Annotated in this window: 8 protein-coding genes; 4 read left to right on the forward strand and 4 right to left on the reverse strand. The window is 43.4% G+C overall.

All coding sequences use genetic code 11. From position 1 onward, the window contains the following. Positions 1–10: 10 nt before the first annotated feature. The 3 genes from L1D50_RS00145 to alr all read left to right on the forward strand — a co-directional run bounded on the left by L1D50_RS00145 (position 11) and on the right by alr (position 3,554). The gene (locus L1D50_RS00145; protein ID WP_128728848.1) at positions 11–949 is read left to right on the forward strand and encodes a DUF4097 family beta strand repeat-containing protein; all 939 of its coding nucleotides are present in this window, start codon (positions 11–13) and stop codon (positions 947–949) included. A gap of 123 nt (positions 950–1,072) precedes the next feature. Then, complete coding sequence (dnaB, locus tag L1D50_RS00150; RefSeq protein WP_017217222.1) at positions 1,073–2,452, forward strand: replicative DNA helicase; 1,380 nt, start codon at positions 1,073–1,075, stop codon at positions 2,450–2,452. A 19-nt stretch (positions 2,453–2,471) separates the two neighbouring features. Then, positions 2,472–3,554 (forward strand): alanine racemase, encoded by a 1,083-nt coding sequence (gene alr / locus L1D50_RS00155; RefSeq protein ID WP_128728847.1) that lies wholly within the window; start codon positions 2,472–2,474, stop codon positions 3,552–3,554. 11 nt (positions 3,555–3,565) lie between these two features. Here alr and L1D50_RS00160 read toward each other — a convergent pair whose 3' ends face one another. The 4 genes from L1D50_RS00160 to L1D50_RS00175 all read right to left on the reverse strand — a co-directional run bounded on the left by L1D50_RS00160 (position 3,566) and on the right by L1D50_RS00175 (position 7,595). Further along, positions 3,566–3,997, reverse strand: a complete 432-nt coding sequence (locus L1D50_RS00160) for a secondary thiamine-phosphate synthase enzyme YjbQ (RefSeq protein WP_128728846.1) — start codon at positions 3,995–3,997, stop codon at positions 3,566–3,568. 23 nt (positions 3,998–4,020) lie between these two features. After that, entirely contained in the window at positions 4,021–4,491 is a 471-nt protein-coding gene (locus L1D50_RS00165; RefSeq protein WP_128728845.1) for a chemotaxis protein CheX, read from the reverse strand. 80 nt (positions 4,492–4,571) lie between these two features. Continuing rightward, positions 4,572–5,006 (reverse strand): zinc uptake transcriptional repressor Zur, encoded by a 435-nt coding sequence (gene zur / locus L1D50_RS00170; protein ID WP_010368795.1) that lies wholly within the window; start codon positions 5,004–5,006, stop codon positions 4,572–4,574. 126 nt (positions 5,007–5,132) lie between these two features. Then, positions 5,133–7,595, reverse strand: coding sequence for an EAL domain-containing protein (locus tag L1D50_RS00175; RefSeq protein ID WP_239965267.1), 2,463 nt, complete (start codon positions 7,593–7,595; stop codon positions 5,133–5,135). Between the two features lie 303 nt (positions 7,596–7,898). On the opposite strand from L1D50_RS00175, the gene ggt reads away from it, so the two are divergent. Next, entirely contained in the window at positions 7,899–9,593 is a 1,695-nt protein-coding gene (ggt, locus tag L1D50_RS00180) for a gamma-glutamyltransferase (protein WP_239965268.1), read from the forward strand. Positions 9,594–10,329 lie beyond the last annotated feature (736 nt).

A 10,329-nucleotide genomic window follows, 5' to 3' on the forward strand; every position in this document is an offset into this window, starting at 1 on the left:
GAGAATTAGGATGAAAGCATTAATTATTGGCCTAACGGCACTACCTGCGATGGTGTTCGCAGGAGAGTCTATCGATAAAGAACTGTCGGTTCCTGCAAATGGTAAAGTTGTCATCGAGAATCAGCGCGGTGACGTAACGATAAAGACATGGGATAAAAACGTTTTTAAAGTGACAGGCGAGTTAGACGATAAAGCTGAGGGTTATAAATTAGAGACCTCTGGCGAGGTAACCGAGTTTATCGTGAAGATGCCAAGACGCTATAAAAGTTGGGGCGGTGGTGATGGCTCTACACTTACCATTTATATGCCTCGTACTAGTGAGTTAAATTTTGAAGGGGTGGTGGTTGATGTTGAAGCGGCTGATTTAACGGCGGGCGCCCGTATCAAAACGGTCAACGGCAATATTAAAGCGAGTAAAATCAGCGGTAAAATTGCGTTAGAAACCGTAAATGGTGATATTGATAGTCGTGACTTGGATGGCAATATTCAGTTTGAAACCGTCAATGGGGACATTGAGGATATCGCTTCGAACGGTAAGCTAAGATTTAACGCCGTTAATGGCGAAATTAAAACGCAAACCACCGCGACCGAGCTGCGCTTAGAAAACGTCAATGGCGAAGTCGAGTTAAAGATGGCAGAGTTAAAAGATCTACGCTTATCTACCGTTAACGGCGAAATAGCAGTATATGCAGCAAAGTTACTGGATAACGCCAATATAAATATGGACAGCGTTAGCGGCGATATTGAACTTTATTTCCCTACGGATGTATCAGCAAGGTTTGAAATCAACGCACATTCTGGCGGCCATATCACCAATGAGCTAAGTTCAGAGCAAGTTAAAAAAGCCAAATATGGCCCAGCTCGTTCACTTGAGTTTGTGCTTAACGGTGGTAATGCTGATGTAGAAATCGATACTGTTAGCGGCAATATTGAGCTAAAGCGTAACTAGTGAAGCAATAGAGCAATAAGGACAACAAAAGGCCAGAGTTTCCCCAAACTCTGGCCTTTTGTTATTTGCACTTATGAGTAGACCAGATACAATAGAGGGCCTTCAATTTCTCTATGTTGTGATATGGCTAAACCAGATATACAAGTCGATACCTTAAAAGTTCCACCGCACTCAATTGAAGCTGAGCAATCTGTGCTCGGTGGCTTGATGTTAGATAATGAAGCCTTTGACCGTGTTGCGGAATTGGTGGTGTCTCATGACTTTTATACCAGAACCCATAAGCTGATTTTTGAAGCAATGGAAAAGCTGGTAGAGCTTAGTCAACCTATCGATTTAATCACAATTTCTGAGAATCTAGAAAAGAATAATCAGTTAGAAACCATAGGTGGTTTCTCATATCTTGCTGAGATTGCTAAAAACACGCCAAGTGCTGCAAACATTGATGCATACGCGAGTATCGTCCGTGAGCGCGCGGTTGTTCGCGAAATGATTGGTGTGGCGAATGAAATAGCTGAGGCAGGCTTTAATCCTGAGGGACGAGATAGCCATGAACTGTTAGACTTAGCTGAGAGCAAGGTATTTAAGATTGCTGAGCAGCGCACTAAAAGTACTGAAGGCCCGCAAAGCATTCATAGCATTCTAGAGAAAACAGTTGATAAAATTGAAGAACTTTACCAATCTCCACAAGATGGTGTTACCGGGGTAAGTACAGGCTATGGCGACTTAGACAAGATGACGGCAGGACTACAGCCTTCTGATTTGATCATTGTCGCAGCGCGTCCGTCGATGGGTAAAACCACTTTTGCGATGAACTTGGCTGAGCATGCCGCGATGACGCAAGATAAGCCGGTTCTGATCTACTCGCTAGAGATGCCTTCAGAACAGATCATGATGAGGATGCTCGCTTCACTTGGTCGTATCAACCAAACTAAAGTACGTACCGGTCAATTAGACGATGATGATTGGGCACGCCTGTCATCTACCATGGGCTTACTGATGGAAAAAGGCAAGATGTACATTGATGATGCGTCCGGCCTTACGCCAACAGATGTGCGTTCACGCGCTAGAAGAATTGCACGCGATCACGGTGGGATCAGCATGATCATGGTGGACTACTTGCAGCTCATGCGCGTACCGAGCCTTTCAGACAACCGTACGCTTGAGATTGCTGAAATTTCTCGCTCATTAAAGGCGCTCGCAAAAGAGCTGCAATGCCCAGTTATCGCGCTTTCTCAGCTTAACCGTACGCTAGAACAACGTGCAGATAAACGCCCAGTTAACTCCGACTTACGTGAATCAGGCTCTATCGAGCAGGATGCCGACTTAATCATGTTTATTTATCGTGATGAAGTTTATAACGACGATAGCCCCGACAAAGGCACGGCTGAAATCATCATAGGTAAGCAGCGTAACGGTCCTATCGGTAAGGTTAGGTTAACCTTCCAAGGTCAATACTCTCGATTCGATAACTATGCGGGTCCAGCAATGGACGACGAATATTAACTGTCAATTGAGTAATGAAATGCGACTAGCGAGTGCTGAAATAGATTTAACCGCGCTGAGAGAAAACCTACAGCTAACGCAAAAACTGGCGCCAAAAAGTAAGATTATGGCTGTACTTAAGGCCAATGCTTACGGCCATGGTTTGGTTAAAATAGCGCAGCATTTGCAAGATGCAGATGCATTCGCTGTGGCGAGAGTTGATGAAGCGCTCGCGCTGAGAACAGGTGGCATCACTAAACCAATTGTCCTGTTGGAAGGTTTTTTTCATCCTTCTGATTTACCTATTCTACTTGCCAATAATTTGCAAACCATAGTGCATGACATTTCTCAGCTTGAAGCCATTGAGCGTGCTGATTTAGATGCGCCGCTCACAGTGTGGCTAAAAGTAGATACCGGTATGCACCGTCTCGGCGTTGAGCCTGAAGAGTTTGAAGCGTTTTATGCCCGCCTCAAGCGCTCAAAAAATGTTGCTGATAAAATCCACTTAATGACACACTTTGCTTGTGCTGATGATATCAAAGACAATAAAACCGAAGTACAACAAGTGCTATTTAAGTCTTTAGTTGGCCAAAGTCACGCACCATTGTGTTTGGCAAACTCTGCGGGGATCATAGGCTGGCCTGAATCTCATGGCGACTGGATCCGTCCCGGTCTAATGCTTTATGGTGTTTCGCCTATGCTCGCTCGCGTTGGACAGCAACATGGTTTAAGACCAGTCATGCGCTTGACCACTAAAGTTATTGCCATCAAGCGGGTGAGGGCGCATCAAGCGGTGGGATATGGCGGACGTTGGCAATGTGAACAGGATACCTATCTTGCCGTCATTGGTGTTGGCTATGGAGATGGTTATCCCAGACACGCTAAAATTGGCACACCAGTGGTTATTGGTAACCAGCGTTACGGCATAGTTGGCACTGTGTCGATGGATATGATCAGTGTGAATATTGGTGATAATCCCCATGGCATTCAAGTTGGTGACGAAGTAGAAATGTGGGGACCAAACCTACCAGTAGAAGAAATAGCGCAATGTGCAGGTACTATTCCATATGAGCTGTTGTGTAACGTCACTCCAAGAGTAAGCTACGAATACATTGAAGGCTAAACGCTGAGCGCCTAGCCTTTTTTGTCACCTTGAAGCGTTGCGATAACACGTCTTACACCACCGTGATCACGATGCTCACCGAGATAAATACCTTGCCAAGTACCTAAACGTAGGCGGCCCTCAGAAATGGGAATGGTTACTTCACATCCTAAGGTGCTAGATTTGATATGTGCTGGCATATCATCATCACCCTCATAGTCATGGCGGTAGTAGCTTTGCCTCTGTGGTACAAAATGATTAAAGTGGCTTTCCATATCCATACGTACCGTTGGGTCGGCATTTTCGTTTATTGTTAGGCTGGCGGAGGTGTGTTGTATAAACAGGTGCAGCAGCCCTATACGATAGTCATGTAGGTCAGGAAGCTGCGAGATAATCTCATCGTCTATTAAGTGAAAGCCTCGTTTTCGAGGCTTCAAGGTAATTTGTTTTTGAGTCCAACTCATAAAGTAACGTGTGTTTTTAACTGTTAGGCGAGTTTATCGAAGCTGACTTCAATGTTGGCATTACCGTCGGGTGAGGTGAATGGCATAATAAGCTTAGGCCCATCACATTTATGAGTGATAGTATGGCCAGGACCTGAAACGACAACTGGTGTCGCCATATCAAACTCGTAGCCTTTTTCGCCGAGTAGGTTTTTAGCGCCGCCAGTGACCATGTTGGTGATTTCACCAACCATATCAGTGACATCTTCATTAATTGAATCAGGGCGTTCACCAAGCATACGCTCCATTATGGTTAACGCTAGGCCCTCTTCAAAGGTGATCGAAAATGACCCTTTTGTCTGTGGACCAACCATACCAATCAGACCCGATACATCACCTTGTGCGACTTCGTCTTTCTTCATTTTTGGCTTACCTGGCGTCAATTCAGTTTGCGCCATAGTAGCCAATACATTGATTAGAGATGATAAAAAGGGGTTGATGAACTCTACATTCATATGGACTTTCCCTTATGCATTTTTAATAAATTAGTGTCGCTCTTAGTGATAAGTGTAGTGGGCTTTTTTGCTCACTGCACTTAATCTTTACATTTTTCGCAACGGCCATGAGCCTCAATGGTTTGCTCTGTAACCACAAATCCAGTTTCTGCAGCGAGGCTGTTTAGTTCATGCGAAATCGTGTTTGAGTGTAACTCTTGAACGTTACCGCAGCTATCACAGATCAGTAACTGCACTGGATGTGTGTGATCGAAGTGGTGGCAAAGCATAAACGCATTAGTACTTTCAATTTTGTGGATAAAGCCCAACTCAGAAAGAAAGTCTAAGGCACGATATACGGTAGCTGGTTTTGCAGCCGCTTCCGTCAACTTAAGCTCTTCAAGTAAGTCGTACGCACCAACACCACCTTGTTTCGAGGCGAGTAGTCTGAATACTTTTTCTCTAATAGGGGTAAAACGCGCGCCACGGTTGTCACATACTTGCTTGGCTTTGCTAACTAGTAACTCTATATTCATGATTAAAAATCCTTACACTGCCTTGCAATACTAACATATTATTTTTATTAGTCTTGTGTTTACCCTGATTTATTATCTCAAGTGGATATTCGGGAGCGATGTTGCTTTGAAAGTTTGTTTTTCTTGCTAAGAAGAGCGCTTAACTGGTTCGATCTTAGTATGGTAAAAGGTTTCAAATTGTGCTGCAGAAAGCGGCTTGCTGATCAAGTATCCTTGACCAAAATCACACTCCAGTTGCTGCAATAAATGCAATTGCTCCAGTGTCTCCACGCCTTCGGCGACTACTTTCATCGATAAATTATGCGCCATGGCAATAATGGTTTTAACTAACGCTTTAGACTCGTGAGTAGTGAGCATATCGCTGATAAAACTTTGGTCTATTTTGAGTAAATCGAAGGGGTAATGACGGAGATAGTTCAGTGACGAATAGCCCGTACCAAAATCATCCAAAGATAATTTAAACCCTAACTGATGTAATTGGGTTAGGGTCTGTTTTACCTGTGCCTGTCCTGAGATCAGTACGCCTTCTGTGATTTCCAACTCGATAAAGCGATTGGCAATCGGGATGTCTTTTACTAATAGCTCAATCTGTTTCAAAAGGCTTGGGTCTTTAAACTGCCTTGGTGATAAATTGATTGCGATACGGATGTCGGAGTCTAAGTGTTGCTGCCACTGGCGTGCTTGTTTAATAGCCGTTGAGAGCACAAACAATCCGATATCGATGATCAATCCGCTTTGTTCCGCAACGGGAATAAACTCCGCAGGAGAGACATTACCCAGTGTTTTACTGTGCCAGCGGAGTAAAGCTTCCGCGCCAAATACATCACTGTCTTCAATATAAAATTGAGGCTGGTAAAACACTTCTAACTCGTTTTCATTCATTGCTACACGCAGTGCTTCCTCAATTTCAATGCGTCGAGACAACTGTTGACTCATCTTTTGATTAAATAGACAGTAATTGTTGCGACCATTACTTTTGGCATTGTACATTGCGGTATCAGCGCAGCTGAGTAGTGCTTGAGGGGAGTTTGCATCTAAAGGATAGATAGCAACGCCTATACTGACGGAAATATTAAAATCTTTATCGCCGACAATAATGGGATGGTGAAAAAGCTTGATCAGCATATTGGCAACAGAGGTAATGTCTTCAGTATGTTTAAATCCGCCCATTAAAACAATAAACTCGTCGCCACTGAGGCGTGACACGGTGTCTTGCTCACGTAGCGATTGCTTGAGCCTTTCTCCTGAAGCAAGGAGAATTTGATCGCCCATTTCGTGTCCGAGTGAATCATTAATTCTTTTAAAATCATCTAAATCAATAAAAAATACTACCGCAAGTTCATCGTTGCGTTCGGCATCAAGCAGTTGTTGCGATAGCCGCTCCATCGCTAAAAAACGATTTGGTAAATCAGTCAATGTATCGTAAAAAGCGTGATGTAAGATGACTTCCTCTTGGCGCTTTTTCTCTGTGATATCACGCACTGCGATAACCAGCTGCTCGGTCCCTGGGATCGGAGAGAGCCTAGCTTCGAACAGCTTCGCTTGCTCTGCAATGGTCAGCGGATATTCTATTTGGGTTAGTTGATGGCACTGATTGGCAGATTTGATGGCTTGGCTAAATTGTTTTGCTGCATGAGAAGGCAACACCTCCGTCATTTTTTTGTTTATAAAATGCTCAGGCGATATATATAAGTCGTCTGATTTTCCGGTATGGCACTCTAAGATGATGCCGCTCGTATTGATTATAAAGAAAATATCCGGCAATGCTTCAAAGACACTAGTAATAAGTGCGTGGTGACACTGTAATTCTTGAGTGATTTGTAATTGTTGCTGCCAGTTTTTCTCTAACGTTTGTGCCATCACGTTGAACTGTTTGGCAAGTACTGCAAACTCCCCATATCCTATGATTTTAGCTCTACAGCTTAAAGAGTTAGTGGATAATGCATCACCTACTTGGATCAGCCTTTTGATTGGTTTATGAATGAAGTGATGGGTAAAGCTTAGTAGCGCAATAGTGATGAGTATTAAAAATGCCGCCAAAATACTCGCCTTAGTTATCAATTGTTGCCGTAACGAAAGAAAAACGGTGCTTACGTCATAAATAGCAATCAGCCTAACTAAATTCGCGGACTCAACAACGGGTACTTTAGGTGAAATGGGAATGGCTGCGAGAAAGTGCTGCTGATTAGGGTCAAATGCCACAGTGAGATCAAGTGTGCGTAGTGTTGCTGTGGCTTGCGCTTGGCTGATAACTTGATTAAATACTTGTAGTCCAATCACTGAGTGTTGAGTTTCGTTGACGAGCGTTTCTCCTTGAATAAGGAAGAGCGCTTTATATTTACTGTCAGAATAATAATCCTCGAGGGTCAGGCTAATCTTATTGTCGTTGTCCTCCACAAACTCAGTAAAAAGATGTTTACCTAAATGGGTTAAATTTTGTCTCAGTTTTGTCTCATAGTTTTCGAGCAGCATGTCTCGCTGGCTAACATATGAAATGTAGATAATAAGAGAAGAGAGCAACAAGCCACAGAGTAACGTGCCCCAAGTCAGTGTTTGTTTTAAATTGATAGAAATAACTCGATTACTCATAAATAACCAATTCAATAGCCTTGGTTTCGGTTAGGTCTTTCATTGCGATTACATCGACACTAGATTTCGCTCTTGCGCACGTTTAGTTTTCCGCAAAATCACTAATCATTAGTGTAGTCCAGCTATAAAAAACTGTATCAAATTTGAGCGAATATTATTGTGGTAGATCAAGCGCTATAGTGACGGAGTGCTGAGTTTTCGCATTAGGTCCAATCTCGTTTTCTTTCGCTTTGACCGCAAATGAATTGCTGTAAGCGGATTGGCTTTTTATATTGGTTAAAAAGAAAACAGAAGAGAAAAAAAATGAATAAGGTCGTGAAGTGCACACTGGTTAGTATGCTATGTGCTTCGGTAAGCTCAGCGGCTCTCGCATATGACAGGATCACCGGAAAAGCTTTTGCTAGCCGCTCTGAGGTTATTGCAACCCAAGGTATGGCTGCAACTTCTCAACCACTGGCAACCCAAGTCGCAATAGAGGTATTGAAGCAAGGCGGAAACGCCATAGATGCTGCAATTGCAGCCAATGCCATGCTTGGCCTAGTGGAGCCTACAGGTTGCGGTATCGGTGGTGACTTATTTGCTATTGTGTGGGACGCGAAGCAACAAAAGTTATTTGGTCTCAATGCTTCAGGGCGTTCACCAAAAAGCCTTTCGCTTGCAAAGTTACAGCAGCAAGGCGATACAATTCCAAGCTATGGGCCGCTTCCTGTTTCTGTGCCCGGTGCGGTCGATGGTTGGTTTGAACTGCACAACAAATTTGGCAAACTGCCAATGAAACAGTTACTTCAACCCAGTATCGACTACGCTAGAAGCGGCTTTCCAGTTTCTGAGTTGATTGCTTATTACATGCAGCGCTCGGTGTCGGCTCGTGAGCAATATTCCGGATTTAAAGAAGTATTTATGCCTGAGGGGGAAATGCCTAAAAAGGGAGAGATATTTAAGAATCCGGCACTCGCTAATACCTATGAGTTACTTGCAGAAAAAGGCCGCGATGCCTTTTATAAAGGCGAAATTGCTAAAGAAATCGACCGTTACATGAAGGCCAATGGTGGATACTTAAGTTACCAAGACTTAGCTGAGCACCACAGTGAGTGGGTTGACCCTGTAAGTGCTGATTATCGCGGCTACACCTTATGGGAGCTACCTCCCAATGGTCAGGGCATTGCCGCCCAGCAAATTCTCAATATTTTAGAGGGCTATGATATCAAGGCAATGGGGTTCGACAGCCCAGAGTATATTCATACCTTTGTTGAAGCAAAAAAACTTGCCTTCGCGGATAGGGCAAAATACTACGCCGATCCAGACTTTAATGAGATACCAGTCGCGAGGCTTATTTCGCAAGCATATGCTGACGAAAGGCGTGCATTGATTGATCCAAATAAAGCAGCTAAACGCGATCATGCAGGTCCTATAGAAGGGGATACCATTTATCTCACGACTGCTGATAAGGAAGGTAATATGGTGTCGCTGATCCAGAGTAATTTCCGTGGTATGGGATCGGGTATGACTCCAGCTAAGCTTGGCTTTGTCTTGCAAAATAGAGGCGAGCTATTTGCGTTAGATAAAAACCACTACAACGGTTATGCGCCCGGTAAAAGACCATTTCATACCATTATTCCTGCCTTTGTCACAAAAGATGGTAAACCATGGATGAGCTATGGCGTGATGGGAGGCGCGACTCAACCGCAAATGCATGCGCAGATCCTGATTAACATGATTGACTTTGGTATGAATCTACAAGAAGCGGGCGATGCGCCTCGAATTTTGCATAGTGGCTCATCGCAACCAACCGGTGAAATCATGACTGATGGAGGGTATGTCAGTCTCGAGTCTGGCTTTTCGATGGAAACCCGTAGAGAGCTGATAAAAAAAGGTCATAAGTTACAACAAGCAGTTGGTCCTTATGGCGGTTATCAGGCGATTATGCGAGATGGCAAAACTGGAGTTTACTACGGAGCATCCGAAACAAGAAAAGATGGCCAAGCTGCGGGTTATTAAAAGCCTCACTGGGTGATGAAATTAATGCGAATTATAATTTCCAAAACACTTCATCCTTTGCAATATGATGTATAAGCCACGATGGAAAAGGTTGAATCTTGAACTCTGGGTTTTGGTACGTATACGCCCATCTACTCGAAGAGAATGAAATTCCTAATATTACGAACGGTATTATCAGTGCAAAAATTCAAGGCTTGCTCTGATAATGCCTCAACACGCAATTCCTAAAAACGACTCAGTGTAATCTTGTGTAATGGATAAATTTACTTTTTTGTTAATGAACGGTTTATTTATCAGTTTCTTGTGCTAGCCTTTTTCAGTACAGATCATGAGTCGTTGATGTGAAGCCACATAAATTGTGTTTGTTTTACTAGCTTCAGTATGATCTTTTTTAACTCTATTTGAGACTTTGAAGTCGTCACCTCTACGTACAAAGATGGTAAAAAAGTTGCCATATTCATGCGTTAAAGTGACAGTGAGTGATTACAGCAATGTTGTATATGCTGCAAGCAAATAGCAAAAGGTGCTGTTGATTAACGTGGCTCGCGGTTTTAGCGGTTAGTTAACCTTTATAGATATACCCACAAACGTTCACCTACTTAAATAGGTACTGTGTTTGTTGTGGTTAAGTAATTGATTGGTTTTTTACAACGTTACTGATGGTTAACTGCCGCAAGCCAAATAGATACTGCTCGCGCTGTTGCCAAAGGAATCCCAACCAAGTTATGGGGATGGC

The organism is Pseudoalteromonas sp. Isolate6 (assembly GCF_022398435.1).
Lineage (GTDB): Bacteria > Pseudomonadota > Gammaproteobacteria > Enterobacterales > Alteromonadaceae > Pseudoalteromonas > Pseudoalteromonas galatheae.